At 71.3% G+C, this 17,308-nt stretch carries 17 protein-coding genes and 1 tRNA gene; 8 read left to right on the plus strand and 10 right to left on the minus strand.

Features of this window, described 5'->3' with window-relative positions; all coding sequences use genetic code 11:
- Positions 1-6 precede the first annotated feature (6 nt).
- Positions 7-1,212 carry an amino acid deaminase/aldolase gene (locus tag BJ964_RS11915; RefSeq protein ID WP_229806898.1) on the minus strand — a complete coding sequence of 402 codons (1,206 nt, stop codon included), beginning with the start codon at positions 1,210-1,212 and terminating at the stop codon, positions 7-9.
- 180 nt (positions 1,213-1,392) lie between these two features.
- On the opposite strand from BJ964_RS11915, the gene tmk reads away from it, so the two are divergent.
- The gene (gene tmk / locus BJ964_RS11920) at positions 1,393-3,423 is read left to right on the plus strand and encodes a dTMP kinase (RefSeq protein ID WP_229806914.1); all 2,031 of its coding nucleotides are present in this window, start codon (positions 1,393-1,395) and stop codon (positions 3,421-3,423) included.
- On the opposite strand, the gene BJ964_RS11925 is transcribed toward tmk, so the two are convergent.
- Both BJ964_RS11925 and BJ964_RS11930 read right to left on the minus strand, forming a co-directional pair.
- Positions 3,392-4,735, minus strand: a complete 1,344-nt coding sequence (locus BJ964_RS11925; RefSeq protein WP_188120732.1) for an SGNH/GDSL hydrolase family protein — start codon at positions 4,733-4,735, stop codon at positions 3,392-3,394. The two genes, tmk and BJ964_RS11925, sit on opposite strands and share 32 nt — an antisense overlap.
- 268 nt (positions 4,736-5,003) lie before the next feature.
- Positions 5,004-6,200 (minus strand): DNA polymerase III subunit delta', encoded by a 1,197-nt coding sequence (locus tag BJ964_RS11930; RefSeq protein ID WP_188120733.1) that lies wholly within the window; start codon positions 6,198-6,200, stop codon positions 5,004-5,006.
- A 210-nt stretch (positions 6,201-6,410) separates the two neighbouring features.
- Here BJ964_RS11930 and BJ964_RS11935 point away from each other — a divergent pair, with 210 nt between their 5' ends.
- The 3 genes from BJ964_RS11935 to BJ964_RS11945 are packed head-to-tail and all read left to right on the plus strand — an operon-like array spanning position 6,411 to position 7,643.
- Entirely contained in the window at positions 6,411-6,737 is a 327-nt protein-coding gene (locus tag BJ964_RS11935; protein WP_188120734.1) for a YbaB/EbfC family DNA-binding protein, read from the plus strand.
- A gap of 1 nt (position 6,738) precedes the next feature.
- Positions 6,739-7,038 (plus strand): hypothetical protein, encoded by a 300-nt coding sequence (locus BJ964_RS11940; protein ID WP_183225866.1) that lies wholly within the window; start codon positions 6,739-6,741, stop codon positions 7,036-7,038.
- On the plus strand, positions 7,038-7,643 hold the full coding sequence (locus tag BJ964_RS11945; RefSeq protein WP_188120735.1) for a hypothetical protein: 606 nt from the start codon (positions 7,038-7,040) through the stop codon (positions 7,641-7,643). Before BJ964_RS11940 ends, BJ964_RS11945 begins: the two co-directional genes overlap by 1 nt.
- 5 nt (positions 7,644-7,648) lie before the next feature.
- Here the strand turns inward: BJ964_RS11945 and BJ964_RS11950 are convergent, their stop codons facing one another.
- Positions 7,649-9,373 carry a hypothetical protein gene (locus tag BJ964_RS11950; RefSeq protein ID WP_188120736.1) on the minus strand — a complete coding sequence of 575 codons (1,725 nt, stop codon included), beginning with the start codon at positions 9,371-9,373 and terminating at the stop codon, positions 7,649-7,651.
- 147 nt (positions 9,374-9,520) lie between these two features.
- Here BJ964_RS11950 and BJ964_RS11955 point away from each other — a divergent pair, with 147 nt between their 5' ends.
- Complete coding sequence (locus BJ964_RS11955; RefSeq protein ID WP_188120737.1) at positions 9,521-10,363, plus strand: PSP1 domain-containing protein; 843 nt, start codon at positions 9,521-9,523, stop codon at positions 10,361-10,363.
- Positions 10,364-10,404: 41 nt separating this feature from the next.
- Here the strand turns inward: BJ964_RS11955 and BJ964_RS11960 are convergent, their stop codons facing one another.
- Positions 10,405-10,821, minus strand: coding sequence for a hypothetical protein (locus tag BJ964_RS11960; protein WP_188120738.1), 417 nt, complete (start codon positions 10,819-10,821; stop codon positions 10,405-10,407).
- Positions 10,822-11,016: 195 nt separating this feature from the next.
- Positions 11,017-11,090: transfer RNA gene (locus BJ964_RS11965), tRNA-Thr, on the minus strand.
- A 58-nt stretch (positions 11,091-11,148) separates the two neighbouring features.
- Between BJ964_RS11965 and BJ964_RS11970 the strand changes: the two genes are divergently transcribed.
- Positions 11,149-12,858 carry a metallophosphoesterase gene (locus BJ964_RS11970; RefSeq protein WP_229806899.1) on the plus strand — a complete coding sequence of 570 codons (1,710 nt, stop codon included), beginning with the start codon at positions 11,149-11,151 and terminating at the stop codon, positions 12,856-12,858.
- Positions 12,859-12,910: 52 nt separating this feature from the next.
- A complete protein-coding gene (locus BJ964_RS11975; RefSeq protein WP_188120739.1) occupies positions 12,911-13,654 on the plus strand; it encodes an SDR family oxidoreductase in 744 nt (247 codons plus the stop codon).
- 25 nt (positions 13,655-13,679) lie between these two features.
- Here the strand turns inward: BJ964_RS11975 and BJ964_RS11980 are convergent, their stop codons facing one another.
- On the minus strand, positions 13,680-14,882 hold the full coding sequence (locus tag BJ964_RS11980; protein ID WP_188120740.1) for an MFS transporter: 1,203 nt from the start codon (positions 14,880-14,882) through the stop codon (positions 13,680-13,682).
- A 61-nt stretch (positions 14,883-14,943) separates the two neighbouring features.
- On the opposite strand from BJ964_RS11980, the gene BJ964_RS11985 reads away from it, so the two are divergent.
- Complete coding sequence (locus BJ964_RS11985; protein ID WP_229806900.1) at positions 14,944-16,086, plus strand: geranylgeranyl reductase family protein; 1,143 nt, start codon at positions 14,944-14,946, stop codon at positions 16,084-16,086.
- Positions 16,087-16,107: 21 nt separating this feature from the next.
- Here BJ964_RS11985 and BJ964_RS11990 read toward each other — a convergent pair whose 3' ends face one another.
- The 3 genes from BJ964_RS11990 to BJ964_RS12000 all read right to left on the minus strand — a co-directional run bounded on the left by BJ964_RS11990 (position 16,108) and on the right by BJ964_RS12000 (position 17,300).
- The gene (locus BJ964_RS11990; protein ID WP_188120741.1) at positions 16,108-16,629 is read right to left on the minus strand and encodes a DUF6226 family protein; all 522 of its coding nucleotides are present in this window, start codon (positions 16,627-16,629) and stop codon (positions 16,108-16,110) included.
- A 56-nt stretch (positions 16,630-16,685) separates the two neighbouring features.
- Positions 16,686-16,889 carry a DUF397 domain-containing protein gene (locus tag BJ964_RS11995; RefSeq protein WP_183225351.1) on the minus strand — a complete coding sequence of 68 codons (204 nt, stop codon included), beginning with the start codon at positions 16,887-16,889 and terminating at the stop codon, positions 16,686-16,688.
- A 213-nt stretch (positions 16,890-17,102) separates the two neighbouring features.
- The gene (locus BJ964_RS12000; RefSeq protein WP_188120742.1) at positions 17,103-17,300 is read right to left on the minus strand and encodes a DUF397 domain-containing protein; all 198 of its coding nucleotides are present in this window, start codon (positions 17,298-17,300) and stop codon (positions 17,103-17,105) included.
- Positions 17,301-17,308 lie beyond the last annotated feature (8 nt).

Below are 17,308 nucleotides of genomic sequence, written 5' to 3' on the forward strand. Positions count from 1 at the left end.
CCGGTTTCAGCCCAGGAAGGCATGGCCTTCTCCTCGGTAGGTGGGGGCCGGCGTCGCTGTCTCACCGTCGATCAGCTGTAGCTCGTTGACGTGTTCGCACAGCTCGCCGGCCTTGGCGTGGCGGAACCACACCCGGTCGCCGGGGCTCAGCCGCTCGGCGGCCGCGCCCAGCAACGGCGTCTGCACCTCACCGGCACCCTCGTCGGCCTTGAACCGCAGCCCCTCGGGCAGCCACGGGACCGGCAGGCGGGACGCCTCGGGCGCGCCCGAGGCGATCCAGCCGCCGCCCAGCACGGTGGCGATCCGGGGAGCCGGCCGGCGGACCACGGAGAGGGCGAAGAACGCCGCCGGAGTGGGCTGCCAGTTCCGGTAGGTGTCGAAGAGCGTGGGGCCGTAGAGGCCCGAGCCCGCGGTGACCTCGGTGACCGCGGGATCGGCGCTGGTCGCGACGACACTGCCGGTGCCGCCGCCGTTCACGAATTCGAGATCGGCGTGCTCGCGGACCGCCTGGACCGCCGCGGCGCGCCGCTCCCGCAACTCGGGGAGCGCTCGGCTCTGCATCATCCGGATGGCCTGCGCCCGCAGCGCCTGACCGGGCGGGTTGTCGCCGACGCCGGCGATGTGCGCCTCGTAACACATCAGCCCGACCAGGCGGAACCCCTCGCGCCCGGCGATGGTCCGGGCCAGATCGCCCGCTTGCGCGGCCGAATGCACCGGCGACCTGCGCACCCCGATGTGCAACGGCCCGGCGGGGCGCCAGGAAGCATCAAGATCAATACATAGGCGTACGGGTGAGCGCCCACCCGGAGCGGCGACCCCGTCGACCAGGTCGAGCTGGGACGGGTGGTCGACCATGATCGTGATCGCGGCGGCCAGTTCCGGGTCGGCGGCCAGCTCGCCCAGCGCCGTGCGGTCCGCTGTGGGATATGCCACCAGGACGTCGCCGGTCACGCCGGTGCGCACCAGCCAGATCGCCTCGGGCAGGGTGTAGGCCATCACCCCGTGCCAGCCGGGCCGGGCGAGCACCCGCTCCAGCAGTGTCCGGCAGCGCACCGACTTGCTCGCCACACGGATCGGCTTGCCGCCGGCCCGCCCGCTCAGGCGCTCGGCGTTGTCGTCGAAGGCGGCCAGGTCCACCACTGCGACCGGGGTCTCCAGGTGGCCCGTGGCCCTGTCGAGTCGCTGGTGGAGGGCGGTGCGGTCGGTGAACACGCCAGCACGGTATCCCGTGAGATAGGTAACGCGAAAGACATTCATCTCTGCTCCACCCGATCGTGGTTGCCCCGCGACCCATGGACCGGACGGTTACAGTGCTCCGAGCAGTGACCACGGGAGGTAGGGGCCATCAACACGGAAACGCAACAGGAGCCGGGGCCCGTCGACCTTTCGGGCATAGCGGCGCTGCGCTCGGTCCTGCGGCGGCGCCCCTTCCGGCGGCTCTGGCTGGTGCTCGCCGCCGCCTCCTTCGGTGACTGGGTCGGCCTGCTCGCCACCGCGCTGTTCGCCTCCGCCCAGTTCGAGAACCCGGCCGCCCAGGGTGCCGCGTTCGGCGGCACCATCGCCGTACGCCTGATCCCCGCTCTCCTGCTCGGCCCGATCGCCGGTGTCTTCGCCGACCGGTTCGACCGCCGCTACACCATGGTGATCGTCGACCTGCTGCGGTTCGTCATCTACTTGTCGATCCCGCTCGTCCCGCTGTTCGGCGGCACCCCGGCGCAGACCGTCGCCTGGGCCACCATCGCCACCTTCATCGGCGAGACGATCACCCTGATCTGGATCCCGGCCAAGGAGGCCGCGGTCCCCAACCTCATCCCGAAATCGCAGATCGAGGTCTCCAACCAGCTGACCCTGATCACGACGTACGGGATCACGCCGATCCTGGCCGCGCTGTCGCTCGCCGCGCTCACCGCCGGCCTCCAGCAGTCCGGTGCCTCCCTGCCCGACTGGGCCCAGCCCATCCAGCTGGCGCTGTACATCAACGCGTTCGCCCGGCTCGCCACCGCGCTCGTGGTCTTCTTCGGCATCAAGGAGATCGGCGGCAAGAGCGCCGCCCGCGAGAAGGCCGCCGAGCAGAGCATGACCCGCCAGTTCCTGGACGGGTGGAAGTTCATCGGCAACACCCCGCTGGTGCGCGGCCTGGTCCTCGGCATCTTCGGCGCGTTCGGGGCCGGCGGCGTGGTGATCGGCGCGGCGGAGAAGTTCGCCAAGTCGCTCGGCGCCGGACAGGCCGCCTTCTACCTGCTCTTCGGCACCATCTTCATGGGCCTCGCGATCGGCATCGGCCTGGGCCCGATGATCGTCAAGGAGCTGTCCCGCAAACGCTGGTTCGGCATGAGCATCATGCTGGCCAGCGGCTCGGTGATGTTCCTCGGGATCTCCATCCACCTCTCCATGGCGCTCTTCGGCGCCATCATGGTCGGCGCCGGCGCCGGCATGGCGTTCCTGTCCGGCACCACCCTTCTGTACGGGGAGATCGCCGACGAACTGCGCGGCCGCACCTTCGCCGTGGTGCAGATCGGCGTCCGAACCGTCCTGCTGCTGGCCATCACGGTCTCCGGCATCCTGGTCGGCCTCGGCAGCTCCCGCCGGGTCGACCTGGGCCTCTTCCACATCGACATCTCGGCCACCCGGGTGCTGCTCGTGGTGGCCGGCGCGATCGGCATCTGGGTGGGCATCGGCGCGTTCCGGCAGATGGACGACAAACCCGGCGTCCCGGTGCTGCCCGACCTGATCGGGTCACTGCGCGGCCGGCCGCTGTCGCCGCCCGAGTCCTTCGCCCGCTCCGGCGTCTTCGTGGTCTTCGAAGGCGGCGAGGGCGCCGGCAAGTCCACCCAGGTCACCCGCCTCGCCGAGGCGCTCAAGGCGGACGGGCGCGACGTGGTGGTCACCCGCGAGCCGGGCGCCACCGACATCGGCGCCCGGATCCGCGGGCTCGTCCTGGACCGGGCCGAGACGCCGTCCGCCCGGGCCGAGGCCCTGCTCTACGCCGCCGACCGGGCGCACCACGTCGCCACGGTGGTCCGGCCGGCGCTCGGCCGTGGGGCCGTCGTGATAAGCGACCGGTACGTGGACTCGTCACTGGCCTACCAGGGCGCCGGCCGTACCCTGCCGGTCCAGGAGATCTCCTGGCTGTCGGCGTGGGCCACCGGTGGCCTCAAGCCCGACCTGGTGGTCCTGCTGGACGTCGACCCCGGTGTCGGCCTGACCCGGGTCGACTCCCGGGGGGAGGCCGCCGACCGGCTGGAGAGCGAGTCCCGGGCCTTCCACGAACGGGTCCGGTACGCGTTCCTCGACCTGGCCGCCGCCGACCCCAAGCGATACCTGGTGCTGGACGCCGCCCGGCCGGTCGAGGAGATCGCCGCGGCGGTCGAGGCCCGGCTGTCGTCGCTGCTCAGCCCGGTCCCGGCCGGAACAGCCGGATAGGCACGGCGGCCGCCATCGCCGCCATGCCGGCGTCGTTCGGGTGCAGGTGGTCGCCGCTGTCGTAGCGGGCGGCAAGCCGCAGCGGATCGGCCGGGTCGCGGACCGCCGCGTCGAAGTCGATCACCGCGTCGTACTCGCCGGAGGACCGGATCCAGGCGTTCAGCGCGGCCCGCTTGCGCTCGTTCTCCACGGTGTAGAAGCCGAGCGTGTCGTCCTTGAACGGCAGGATCGTCGCGCCGTACACCCGCAGCCCGGCCAGCCGCGCCCGTGCGATGAGCTGGCGGTGGCCGGCGATCAGATCGTCCGCCGTGACCACCTCCCCGGGCGGCGCCACCGTCCCCGGATGACCGAGATCGTTCACCCCGAGCAGCACCACGAGATGCGTGGCACCCGGCTGCGCCACCACATCCCGGTCGAACCGGCGCAGCCCACTGTGCCCGAAATACGCCGCGAACGCCTCGGCCCCGCTGCCCGCCGGCGGGTTCGGGTCGTGCAGCAGCCGGTTCCCGGAGATGCCCACGTTCGCCACCCCGAGCCGGATCCGGGCCGACCGGAACCGCGCGGCCAGCAGGTCCGGCCAGCGATGGTTGGCGCTGGTCACGGTGTTCGCCCCGTTGGTGATCGAGTCCCCCAGCGTGACGACCGCACCGTCACCGCCCCGCCCGCCGACCCCGGCGCCCTCGCCCTCGCCGCTCCGCCCGCCGACCCCGGCGCCCTCGCCGCCCTGCACGCTGACCCCGGACAGGAACAGGTACTGCCCGATCGTGCTGGTCGGGGTGATCCGTGCCGCCCCGGTCACGTTGCCGGCGGCGATCGCGTTGTCCTGGAAGGCGAACGCGGCCAGCGTCGTCACCGGCGTGCGCTCCGGCAGGAAGACGCTGATCACCAGGTCGGCGCCGGGCGGCAGGCCCAGGCGCACCGGATCGCTGACCAGCGGCGCCCCGGCCGGCACGGTGACCGCCTCCCGCCCGCCGAAGGTCACCCGCCGGTCGGTGCCCGGAACCGCGTCGGTGCTCGCGCCGTCACCGGCCCGGATCGCGACCCGCACCTCACCGATTCGCAGCGGGGTGGCGCCGAACTCGTTGGTCAGCCGGATCCGCAACCGGTCGCCGCCCACGCTGGTGTGCACCACCTGGCGGACGGTCTGGCCGTTCAGGATCAGCGGATCGCCGGGTGGCACCGTGGTCGGCGCGGCCGCCCACGTGGCGACCCATCCGTCGGCGATGCCGGCCGCGGCGGCCGGGCCGGGAAGGGCGGCGGCGGTGAGCGCGGCGCCGGATGCCAGGGCCAGTACCTCGCGTCGAGTCGACATGAGCACTCCGAAACTTTCGGAAACCGGGCGGTCGGACGCTCGTAACGTAAAGCGATCAATGTCTATGCGTCAAGGTTGACGGCGGGAGCAAATCGGCCTAACGTTTCGGCAAGGATTCGGAAGTTTCGGGAGTCCGGCTTGGGGAGCCAGCGCATTGCACTGAATCCGGGCCCCGGGAACCGTGTGGCCCGTGCCGGGGTCTTGCCGGCGCGGGCCACACGGCCGTTCCCAAGCCCTCGGCTTGCTCGGCCCCGCTTCTCGGCGGCGTTCAGCCCTGCCAGAGGCTGACCATCATCGCCTCCAGGGCGACCTGTGGCTTCACGTTGCGATCGATCGCGTCGCGGCAGGTCAGCACCGCCTCCAGGCGGCGCAGTGTGCTCTCCGGCGTCCACTTCCCGGCCGCCGCCGCCGACACCGCCGCCAGGTCACCGTGCACCACCGGGACCGGCGCGCGCATCGAGGTGACCAAAACGTCCCGGTAGAAGCCGATCAAATCCTGGAGCGCCCGGTCCAGAGCGTCCCGCTGGGCCCGGGTGGCCCGCAGCTTCTGGTTGCGCTCCAGCTCCTTCAACTGGCCTGCGGCGCCGCGCATCGCCGTCGTGGCCCCCCTGCCGGTGCCACCCGCGCCGAGCGCCCGCTCCAGCGCCGCGCGTTCGGCCACGTCGAGCTCGGCCACCGCGATCGCCGCCTCCTGCTTCGAGGCCGCCTCCAGCCGCGCCGCCGCGTCGAAACAGGCGCCGATGCTGGTCAGCTTGCGGGGAACGGAGAGCACGTCGTCACGCCGCTCCCGGGCCTCCGTGTCGGCGGCCAGCTGCCGGGCCCGGTCCACGTCGCCCTGTGACGCCGCCGCGGCCCATGCCGCCTGGTCCGGTGCGATGTCGTGGCGGTGCACGAGGACGTCGGCCACCGCGGCCGCCGGTGGCTGGCGCAGCGACACCAGGCGGCACCGGGACCGGATCGTCACCAGGATGTCGTCCGGATGGACCGACGGCGTGCACAGCAGGAAGACGGTCCGCGGGGACGGCTCCTCGATCGCCTTGAGCAGCGCGTTGCTGGCCCGCTCGTGGAGCCGGTCGGCCGCCTCGATGATCACCACCTGCCAGCGGCCACCGGTCGGCGCGCTCGCCGCCCGGAGCACCACGGCCCTGGTCTCCTCGGTCTTGATGGTCAGACCCTCGGTCGTCACGACCTGCACGTCGGCGTGGGTGCCGCCGAGCGCCGTGTGGCAGCCGTGGCACTCACCGCAGCCGGTGCCGTCCCGCTCGCACTGGAGCGCGGCCGCGAACGCCCGCGCCGCGACCGTGCGCCGCGCGCCGGGCGGGCCGGTGAAGATCCAGGCGTGCGTCATGCCACCGGAATCCGGCTCGCCCGCCACGATCCGGGCGGCCGCGGTGGCGGCCCGGCGCAGCGTAACGACCGGCTCGTCCTGGCCCACCAGCTCGGAGAAGACATCATGCGGACTCACCCGACGATGGTATTTCGCCGGTACGACGAAAAGCGCCACCGGATCGAGTCGACCACGAAGGGTAGTTTCGCCGAAGCGTACCGTCACGCTTGGTTGCCCCGTCCGGGGTTATCCACAAAGGATGCGGCGACGTAGCGGGACGGTCGCCTGAGCGGGTACGGTCTCAACCCGGAACGCGACGGCGACATGACACGCGGTGAGGAGCCATGGATGGCCCGCGAGATCGACGAGGCGTGGATCGACGAGGCGATCGACCGATATCGGCGCTTCGAAGAGCTACGTGCCGACTTCGACAAGGCCGTGTCCGCTCACACCGTCTCGGTGCATTCGCCGGACCAGTCGATCGAGGTGGTCGTGACCGCCTCGGGCGACATCGTGGACGTTCAGGTGCACGGAGCGCTGCGTCATCGCGAGCCGGCCGAGTTCGCCCGTGAGATGCGCGCCGTCGTGACCAGTGCGGCCGAGGCCGCCCGCTGGGCCCGGGAGAAGCTGCATGCCGAGGTTTTCGGACAGTTCCGCACGCTGGAGGGGCACTGACATGGATCGACTCGCCGACCAGATCGACCATGCGGCGGCCGCTCTGACCACCATGGACCGCCGGATGCCCAACCTGGCCCCGGCGGCGGTCGCCTTCGGTGCCGACGACGCCGGCCGCCCAGGGCGGATCGGGCGTGCCCTCTACGCCGGCTGGACGGCCGTGCTGGCCGCGCGGGCGCGCGAGGCCGCCGACGCCGCCGACCGCCTCTCCGAGATGGCGGGCGCCGTGCGTTCCGGCGCCCGGCACTACGCCGACACCGACGAGACCGTCCGGCGCCGCCTCCTGCGAGGCCAGCAGTGATGGACCGGCTCGACCAACTGCTCGACGCGGCGGCCCCACTGCTCAACCGGGTCGACGAGGTGCTCGCCACCATCGGCGCGCCGGAGGGCCACGACGTCTGGGCCGAGCTGCGCCGCGTCCGCCTCCTGCCCGGCGACGCGGCCCGTGCCGTCGCCGGCCTGCACCCGGCATCCATCCTGGACGCCGTCCCCGAGCTGCGCGCCGACGCCCGGGCCTACGCCGACCTGGCCGACGCGCTACCCCTGCCCGGGAGCTGGTCGGGCGAGGCCGCCGAGGCATACGAGGTGGCCCGCCGCCACGCGGCCGAGCACCTCAACGGCGGCCCCGACAGCCTCGGCAGCCGCATGGAGGCGACCGCCGACCTGGCCGACGCCCTCACCGACTGGATGATCCGCACCCGCGACGACCTGGCCGTCACCCTGGCCGAGGCCTCCCTCTCCACCGAGGCGGTCACCCTCACCGGCGGCGACCATCCCCCCGACACCCAAGCCGCCGCAGCCGCCACCCTCGGCGCCGTCCTGCTACGCACCATCGCCGACTCCTACGACCGAGCCGAGGGCCTGCTCGACGGCTCCACCGCCCTCCAGACCCCTCTGCTGGTCTGACCCGGTCAGGAGTCGCTGCGACGGCGACGTGACGTGAGGAACACCGCGGCTAGGCCGCCGAGCACCAGGGCCGCGCCCGCGATGAACAGGAAGACGACCCGCGGGCCGGTGATCGGCAGTCCCGCTTCGCCCGAGCCTTCGCCCCCGGCGGTGCCGCCCGGATTGCCCTGACCGGGCCCCTTCTCCGGGGCGACCGCGGCCGCCTCCAGCATGCCGATGCCCAGATCGGCGACCACACCGGACCGGCCGTAACCGGGCGCGTCCTCGTCGCACACCAGGGTCACCCGGATCGCGGTGGCACGGGCCGCGATCGCGTCCCCCGAGGCCGCCTGACGCACCTCGCCGAGCGCGACGCGCAGCGTCAGACCGGACCCACCGATCGGCGCGGGGCTCGACTCCGGCTTGCCGAGCCCGGGAATTCCCGGCACCTTCGGCAGCGGCAGCCCGTCGATCGGAGCCAGCCGAGCCGGAAGCGACTCCAGCGACCGCGCTTCTTCACTCAACGTGATGTCCACGTGATCACCAGAGGTAGCCAGCCGAGTCTGCTTGCCGTTCCGGGTGCTGACCTCGACGACGGCGGGCCGGTAGTCGACCCGCCCCTCACCGCCCGCGGTCATGCTCGCCCGCAGTTCCGGCGCCCGCACCACCCGGATACGAACCTCGTTGTCGACCAGACTGATCCGTCCCGCGGTGATCGTCGCCGACGCGACGGTCTGCGCGCCTCCAGCGTGCTGCCGCAGCGCGGTCCCGGTGCGGCTGGAAACCATTTCCGGTACGCGGACCAGCGCACCGATCCCCCCACCCGTGACCGTCACCCGGCTGATCTCGGCCGCCGACGAGGACACGTCACCCTCGATGGCCCCGCACTCCATCCCGGCCGCCCACACCGCCCGCGCCCGGAGCCGCCCCGGCCCGACCCGCACCGGACCGAACTGCTCGGTCCCCGTACTCCGCTCCTCGGCCTTGGATTTGACCGGCGGAGCCTGCTGCACCACGAAGTCGCCGGCGCCGCCCCGGCCGACCTGCCCGTCGAGGATCCGCGCCGCGCCCGCCGACTTGACCGGTCCATCGGCGATGAGCACGCTGCGCGTCTCGCCGAGACCGACACCCCCGATGGCGGAATTCCGGCCGCCGCCCGCCTGCTCCCCGGCAGGCAGAGTCCGAGCCCGCTGCTCGCCCCCGGCCCCGTCCTGGCTCGTCACCCCGCCGGAGCCTTTCGTGGCGCCGCGACCGCCCCGCGCATCGACGCTGTCCGGCGAAGGGCCCATGCCGTTCCCGCCGACCGCGCCGGCACCCCCGGAGCCCGGCCCGTTCCCGCCCGCGCCCCCGGAGCGTGATCCGCCGGCACTGCCGCCGCCGTCGATGTCCTCCGATCCGATCGGCCCCTCGGCGGAGTCCTCGCCCCCTCCGTTCCCCGGCCCGTCGAAGGCTCCACCGGCCGGACCGCTACTCCTGCCCGGAGCGCCACCGGCGCTCGGTTTCGACCCGCTCCCGTTCGTTCCCGGGCGACCGTCCCGGCCGTGCGAGCCGTCGCCCTCCACATCCGCCCCACCCCCGCGCCGATCGGTGATTCCCAGCTCGAGCCGATCGATCCGGAGCAGCTCCGCCGACGACTGCGCGGCGTACCGTGCGGGCTGAGCGCAGGTGACCGGCGCGCCGAACGCCGGCGGCGGGGCGGTCAGGAACCCGATCATGACGACACTTGCGGCCACCGACCTGGCGGGGTTCATGGCGAGTCCTTTCGAGGCGTGCGGCGTCTACGGGACTGGCCAACGATGGTCGATTGGGCCGGTTGCGCAGCATCTATGCGACAACCCTCGCGGGTAGTTCAAAACCGGCATTTGGTACGGCTTGCGAACCGTCGTAGGGTTGATCGCATGGGCATGCTGTGCGCGGTCAGTTTCAACCGTTACGGCCGCCTCTACTACCTCGATCCAGCCGGCTTCACCCCGGCCGTCGGTGACCGCGTCCTGGTCCCGACCGACGACGGTCCCGAGGTGGCGGAGTGCGTCTGGGCGCCGCAATGGGTCGACGAGGACACCTCGGGTTTCCCGAAGGTCGCCGGTCTGGCGGACGATCGTGACCTGAGTCGCGACGAGCAACTCCGCAAGCGCAAAGCCGAGGCCAAGGTCGCCGCCAAGAAGCTGATCAAGGCCCACGACCTGCCGATGAAGGTCGTGGCCGTCGACCACGTCCTGGACCAGCCCGGCAACGGCGGCGCCCGCACGACGATCTACTTCACCGCCCCGCACCGGGTCGACTTCCGCTCCCTGGTCCGCGACCTGGGCGCCACCCTGCACTGCCGGGTGGAGTTGCGGCAGCTCTCGGCCCGCGATTCGGCCCGGGTCCAGGGCGGCATCGGCTCATGCGGCCGCGACCTCTGCTGCGCCACCTTCCTGACCGATTTCGAGCCGGTCACCATCCGCATGGCAAAGGATCAGGACCTCCCCCTGAACCCGCTGCGAATCTCCGGCGCGTGCGGCCGCCTGATGTGCTGCCTCAAATACGAACACCCTCTGTACCAGCAGTTCCAGGCCTCAGCCCCGGCCATCGGCTCCCGCGTGACCACCCCCGAGGGCGACGGCCGGGTGGTGGCCCACAGCGTCCCCAAGGACGCGGTCGTGGTCCGCATGGACGCCGACGGCTCCCGCTGCTCCTGCAGCCGCGCCTCGGTCTGCGCTCCCCGCCAGGCCCACGACGCCCACTACAACGCCGAGTAGGAGTCGTCCCGAATCGGCATGGTTCATCCAGCTCGCGACTTTCAGCTCGGCGCCTGAGCGGCCGCGGCCGCAGCCCGCTCGATACTTTCGCTACGACGGACCATCAGTGTCGTCTCCACAACGAACGTGATGATCGTCAGCGCACAGGCGACGATCAGAGCGAGCAGCCCGATCACCATGATCACCGTGCCGGGCCCGTTGTCGAGAGCGGCGATCCGCGCGGACAGATCCCCTGGTCCACCCGGGCAGTAGCTCTCGGCGCACGAGGGCTCCGACGGCCTCGACAGCTCAAACAATCCGAGCAGGATCACGGCGAAGGCCGCGGGCGGGGTGAGCCCGGCAAACCACAGCCGCGCACGGCGGCTCGCCCACCACATCCCCATCCAGGCCACCACGAGCAGTCCCGGGAGAACCCAGCACCACCAGGGCAGATCGAAGAAGAAGGACACGTCGGCCACCACCTCTCCACACGACCCGACCCGGTCACGGCCGGCCGGCGACAGCACATCAGCAGCGCCGCTCCTACCAGTATCGTGATCACCGCCAGACCGACGGTGTAGCGCGTTCGAGCGAGAAGCCCGACAGTCACGATGTCGCCGCGGACCTGTGCCAAAGAAGAAACCCCAGGTCGCTGACCTGGGGTTTCTCTACTGAGCCGCCTGACGGAATCGAACCGTCGACCTACGCATTACGAGTGCGTCGCTCTAGCCGACTGAGCTAAGGCGGCAACGGTTAGTCATCCTACTGCATAGACGGACACCCGCTCATCGGGGGAGGATCGTTCGGTGGCCATCGTTCCTCGACAGCATCCTGCCCGGCCCGAGACGAATGAGCCGAACCGGCCACGCAGCCTCGACCCACAGGAGCTCGGCTTCACCCGGAAAGGGCCGATCGGCTGGCTGGCGCCGTTGCTCCTGCTCAGCACCGGGTTGCGGGCGGTGTTGCACCTGTTCTTCGGGGCGTACCTGGACAAGCGTGAGCTGCAGAACGCGCTGGACGGCGACGTCTTCGACCACTCCACCACGGCGACCGGCGAGCTGTGGCTGGACTACGTGGCCGACCTGGGGGACGGGTTCGACGCCACGTACTCGGTGGCCTACCTGTTGTCGCAGGAGGACCTGGAGGTCGACGGCGAGCGGCTGCCCCGCGGCCGGCTGCTGCTGATGGGTGGCGACCAGGTGTACCCGCTGGCCAGCGGCGACGGCTACGAGAACCGGATGAAGGGCCCGTACCGTGCGGCTCTTCCGGAGGCGCCGGCCGGTGCGCCGCGGCCGACCCTGTTCGCGCTGCCCGGCAACCACGACTGGTACGACGGGCTCACCGCCTTCCTGCGCCTGTTCGCCCGGCGTAAGGACGGGCACATCGGCGGCTGGCGTACCGAGCAGCGCCGGTCGTACTTCGCGGTGAAGCTGCCCGCGAACTGGTGGCTGTTCGCGGTGGACGAGCAGTTCGGGGCGTACATCGACGACCCGCAGCTGCTGTATTTCGAGAAGGCCGCCGAGCAGGTCGGCCCGGACGACCGGGTCATCATCATGACGCCGTCGCCGACGTGGGTGAAGGCGAAGGACAACCCGCACGCGTACGACGCCGTCGACTACTTCATCCGGACCATCGTGGCGCCGACGCAGGCCCAGGTGCGGGTGCTGGTGTCCGGGGACCTGCACCACTACGCGCGGTTCTCCGGGGAGGACCGGGAGCTGATCACCTGCGGTGGCGGTGGGGCCTACACGCTGGGCACCCAGAACCTGCCGGACCACATCATGGTGCCGCCGAAGGAGACGCTGACCCGCAGCCGCAGCCGCAGCCTCCGGTACGACCTGCGCGCCAGTTTCCCGGACGCGCCGACCTCATGGCGGATGGGCTGGGGCGTCTTCCACCGGATCCTGCTGCGCAACGCCGGGTTCGCCAACCTGCTCGGCATCATCCACACGCTGACCATGCTGGCCATGGCGGGCGCGGCGAGTCAGGGCGGCAACATCCAGCGGCTGTTCAGCATCCCGCTGGTGCTCATGCTCGTACTGATCATGGCCGGAACCGTCGCCTTCGCGAAACCGGACGGCCATGCCCGGCACTGGGTCCTCGGGGTGGCACACGGCCTGACCCAGATCGTCCTGGCGATCGGCGGCACGTGGGTGTGGTTGCAGCTCCCGTTCCGCGACTGGCCATGGCCAGGCCCACTCGCGGTGGCGGCCTTCGTCTACGGCCCGCTGATCGCGATCCTCTCCAGCCAGGTGGTGGCGCTGTACCTGCTGATCGCCGCCCGCTTCGGCGTGAACCTCAACGAGCTTTTCGCCGGCCAGGGCATCGAGGACGCCAAGAGCTTCCTGCGCATGCACATCACGCCCGACGGCTCACTCACCATCCACCCGATCGGCATCGACCGGGTCTGTCACGACTGGGTGGCCGACCCCGACGGCGATCCGCACGCGTCCTGGCTGCGCCCGGCCACACCGTTGACCGCACACGGCATCGAGCCTCCGATCAGGATCGACTGAAACCGTCGTCCTCGATCAAGTCGGCGGCCGGTGTGTTCCCTACGGTGTGAGCATGGATGCGAGTCGTGGTGTCGTGCTCATCACCGGTGCGAGCGCCGGCCTGGGCGAGGAGATGGCCCGGCAGTTCGCCGCGCTCGGCTACGACCTGGCGCTCTGCGCCCGGCGGGTGGATCGCCTGGAGGCGTTGCGTGCCGAGCTGACCGGGACCAGGGTCAGTGTGAAGGCGCTGGACGTGACCGACGACGAGGCGGTCTTCACGGTGTTCCGGGAGTTCGCCGCCGAGTTCGGCCGCATCGACCGGGTGATCGTCAACGCCGGGCTGGGCAAGGGCGCCCCGCTGGGCACCGGCCGCCCGGACGCGAACCGGGACACCGCCCGGGTCAACTTCCTCGGCGCGCTGACGCAGATGGAGGCGGCTTGCGAGATCTTCCGCGCCCAGAAGCGCGGCCACCTGGTGGTCGTGTCGTCGATGTCGGCGCTGCGCGGCATGCGGAAGTCGATGACCACATACGCCGCCACCAAGGCCGGTGTCGCCGCCCTGGCCGAGGGGTTGCGCTCGGAGCGGATTCCCGGGGTCGACGTCTCGGTCGTCTACCCCGGCTACATCCGGTCGGAGATGAACGCGCACGTCCAGCAGCGGACCCGTTTCATGGTGGACACCGAGACCGGCGTACGCGCGATGGTCGCCGCCATCGAGAAGCGCCGCGCCAGGGCGTACGTTCCGGCGTGGCCGTGGGTGCCGATCGGCGTGGCCATGCGCGTACTGCCGCTCTCGGCAGTACGCAGGATGGTCTAAGCCCGACCGGTAGACCTGTGCGGCGTCAGCCGCCCAGGTCGGATCGAGCGGCGCCAGCCGCCCGATCAGGCTCGCGTAGAGCCGGCGTCAGCACGATCGACAGCACCAGCAGCATCGCCACTGCGAGCAGTCCTCGCGAGACCGTGTAGTGGTCGCCGAGGAAGCCGATCAGGGGTGGCCCGCCGAGGAAGGCGCAGTAGCCGATCGAGGCGACCACCCCGACGCGGGCGGGGGCGCGGGACGGCTCGTCGGCGGCGGCGCTCATCCCGACGGGGAAGCCGAGGGACGCGCCCAGCCCCCAGAGCAGGGCGCCGGCGAAGGCGACCGGGGTGGACGGTCCGAAGACGAAGATCAGCAGCCCGCCCAGGCCGATCACCGCGAGGGCCCGTAGCACCGGGACCCGGCCGTAGCGGTCCAGCAGGTTGGGGCCGTACCAGCGGCCGACCGTCATGGCGGCCAGGAACAGCGCGAAGGCGAGTGTGCCGGTGGCCGCCGTGGTGCCGTAGTCGTCGATCAGGGCGATGTTGATCCAGTCGATGCCGGCGCCTTCGGTGAGCGCGAAGGCCAGTACGAACACGCCGATCAGCAGGGTGCGTGGCTCGCGCCAGGCGGCCAGCGCGCTGAATGTGCCGCCGCCGGGTTCGGGTTCGGTCTCGTCCGGCACGAATCCGCGGACCGACACGACGACGGCCCCGGTCACCAGCAGGCAGGCGAGGACCACGTGCCAGGTGACCCCGATGCCGGCTTTGACCACCGCGGCGCCGACCAGTGCTCCGGCGACGGTGCCGATGCTGTACCCGGCGTGGAACCGGGACATGATCGAGCGGCCGATCTTCCGTTCCACGACGGCGGCCTGGACGTTCATGGCGACGTCCCATGCGCCGGTGGAGAAGCCGTACAGGTAGAGCGCCACGACCACCGGGACGACCCCGAAGTGGTAGCCGATCGCCGCGGCCGACAGCGACACGCCCAGCATGACCGCCATGGTGCCGACCATGGCCCGCGACCCGAACCGGTGGACCAGGTGACCGGCCAGCGGGAGCGACGTGATCGAGCCGGCCGCGATGGCGAGCAGGACCAGCCCGAGTTCCGACGGGCTGAGCCCCAGGTGGTCGCGGATCTGCGGGATCCGGGACGCGAAGGTCGCCATGGCGACGCCGAGGAAGATGAAGGTGATGTAGACGGAGCGGGTGCTGACCCGCGGTTCTGACGTCTCGACCGTGCTCAAGCGATGACCCCGTGTGATTGTGAAAGCGTCCTCACAAGTCACGTTATCTAAACTTCGGACTGTGCAGCAGGGGCCGGAGTGGGATGTCGCGGTGGTGGGAGCAGGTCCGGCGGGGTTGTCCGCGGCGCACGCGGCGGCGTCCGCCGGGGCCCGGGTGATCGTGCTGGAGCGGGCCGAGCACCCGCGCTACAAGACGTGCGGCGGCGGCCTGCTGGGCGTTTCGCTGCGCTTGAGCGCGCCCCGGCTCGACGTGCCGGCGCGGGATCGGATCCACGCGGTGACCTTCACCCATGACGGCCGCCGCGGTTTCACCCGCCGCTCCGCGGACGGGCCGGTCGTGACCATGGTCCAGCGCGATGACTTCGATCACGCCTGGTGCCGGGCCGCGGTTCGAGCCGGAGCGATCGTACGGGAGAACGCCCTGGTCCGTGCCGTTTCCCAGGATGACGGTACGGCTACCGTGACGCTCGCCGACGACAGCACCGTGTCGGCGCGGGTGGTGATCGGCGCGGACGGTTCGGCCGGGGTGACCGCCCGGCATGTCGGGGTCGTCTTCGACCAGCAGGATCTGGGGCTGGAGGTGGAGCTGGCCGCGAGCGAGACCGACCGGCAGCGCTGGCGGGGCCGGTTGCTGCTCGACTGGGGCCGGGTGCCCGGCTCGTACGGCTGGCTCTTCCCCAAGGGCGACCAGCTCACCGTGGGTGTGATCATGGCGAAGGGCCGTGGCGCCGAGACCAGGCGCTACCTGCGGGAGTTCGTCGCCCGGCTGGGCCTGGCCGACCGTGTGGTGCTGCGCGACTCAGGCCATCTGACCCGCTGCCGCAGCGCCTCCGCCCCGGTGCGCCGTGGCCGGGTGCTGGTCGCCGGTGATGCGGCCGGTCTGCTGGAACCCTGGACCAGGGAGGGCATCAGCTACGCGCTGCGCTCGGGTACCTGGGCCGGCACGGTCGCGGCCGGCGGTGGTGACCTGGACGAGTACGACCGCATGATCGGAACGGATCTCGCCCCGGAGATGGCGGCCGGGCGCCGCCTGTTGAGCCTGTTCGGCCGCCATCCGGGGCTGGTCCACGCGCTGCTGGCCAGTCCGCTGGGCTGGCGTGCCTTCACGCGTTTCTGCCAGGGCGACTTCTCGATGGCCCGGGTGCTGCGGCGGCGGGCCGTCGACGCGGCGGTGAGTCTGCTGGGCGGCCGGCCGGCCGGTTGAGCCCGGCCGGCCGGCACACGGCTAATACGAGCGGAGCTGCCAGGGCGCCCATTGGACCGGCGCGGCGAAACCACCACGCCGGGCGTCCCTGGCCCCGTCCGCCGAGAGGGGTCCCTCGCGGTCGGATTTCACTCCGGAGCCGATCAGCCGGGTCTCGAACCATGACCCGCTCAGCCCTCGGCGGACCCGTTCCCACAGCCCGCCCTCGATGAGCGCGTCGGCGTGGGTCCGCAGGTGGTCGATGAGGATTTTCGGGTCCTCGTCGCAGGCGTCACAGGAGCAGGTCGGCAGGGGTTCGTTCCACCAGCGGCCGAGGCGCAGGCGCAGGCCCGGGTCGGCGAACTGGACCGCCAGCGGGGCCGCGGTGGGTGTGCGGGGGATGAGCCGGACGGTTCGTACGAGCGCTTCGTCGCGCCCGAGTGGTTCTTTGCCCTCCCGGCGCTCCACCTGGTACCGCTCGGTGAGCTCGTCCAGCAGGGTTTCGGCCGCCTCGTGCAGCGTGGCGAAGCGGTCGGGGTCGGTGGCGTCCGGGTTGCCGTCCACCACTGCAGTATGCCGCGCTCGGCCCGCGGCATCCGGACACACCGGGGGAAGGTGAGTCATTCGTCGAAACCGAAGTCTCCGGCCTTGACTCCGGCCACGAACGCGTCCCACTCCTCCTTTGTGAAGTCGAGGGGCGTGGCACCGAGGTCCTTGCTGTCACGGATCAGGAACCGGTTCCCGATCCTGGCCACCTCGACACAGGTGCCGGTCGCACATCGCCCACTCCGGCGCCACCGTGGCTCTTCCGTCGGTTTGATCATGTGTGTGCACCTCCGTGACGGTTCGGAATCCACGGTATGCGAATGAACCGGACTCGGCTGGGCACGTACATGAATGAAAAAGAGAAAATGCCGCTTATCTCACGGAATGCGAGAAATGCGGCGCCAATTTATTGGGATAAAGCTGTTTTGCGAATAGTTTTGACCGGCCCGCTCTGCAAGAACGTGAAATGCAGAGCGGGCGGGCCGACGACTTCAGAAGCGGAACTCGCCCGCGGCCACACCCTCCACGAAGGCGTCCCACTCGCTCTGGTCGAAGCTGAGCGGGGCGGCCTCGGGGTCCTTCGAGTCGCGGATCAGGTACTGGTCGTTCACCTTCGCGACCTCGACGCACGTCGACGTGCCGCACCGGCTGCTCTTACGCCAGGCGGGCGCGTTCATCTCGTTCTGCATTGGGGACC

The organism is Actinoplanes lobatus (assembly GCF_014205215.1).
GTDB classification, from domain to species: domain Bacteria; phylum Actinomycetota; class Actinomycetes; order Mycobacteriales; family Micromonosporaceae; genus Actinoplanes; species Actinoplanes lobatus.

Bases quoted from the DNA above. Each gene is read 5' to 3' on its own strand.
- BJ964_RS11925 (WP_188120732.1), bottom strand. From the start codon at position 4,735: ATGTCGACTCGACGCGAGGTACTGGCCCTGGCATCCGGCGCCGCGCTC.
- BJ964_RS11935 (WP_188120734.1), top strand. From the start codon at position 6,411: ATGGCCCGCGAGATCGACGAGGCGTGGATCGACGAGGCGATCGACCGA.
- BJ964_RS11940 (WP_183225866.1), top strand. From the start codon at position 6,739: ATGGATCGACTCGCCGACCAGATCGACCATGCGGCGGCCGCTCTGACC.
- BJ964_RS11945 (WP_188120735.1), top strand. From the start codon at position 7,038: ATGGACCGGCTCGACCAACTGCTCGACGCGGCGGCCCCACTGCTCAAC.
- BJ964_RS11950 (WP_188120736.1), bottom strand. From the start codon at position 9,373: ATGAACCCCGCCAGGTCGGTGGCCGCAAGTGTCGTCATGATCGGGTTC.
- BJ964_RS11955 (WP_188120737.1), top strand. From the start codon at position 9,521: ATGGGCATGCTGTGCGCGGTCAGTTTCAACCGTTACGGCCGCCTCTAC.
- BJ964_RS11975 (WP_188120739.1), top strand. From the start codon at position 12,911: ATGGATGCGAGTCGTGGTGTCGTGCTCATCACCGGTGCGAGCGCCGGC.
- BJ964_RS11995 (WP_183225351.1), bottom strand. From the start codon at position 16,889: ATGATCAAACCGACGGAAGAGCCACGGTGGCGCCGGAGTGGGCGATGT.
- BJ964_RS12000 (WP_188120742.1), bottom strand. From the start codon at position 17,300: ATGCAGAACGAGATGAACGCGCCCGCCTGGCGTAAGAGCAGCCGGTGC.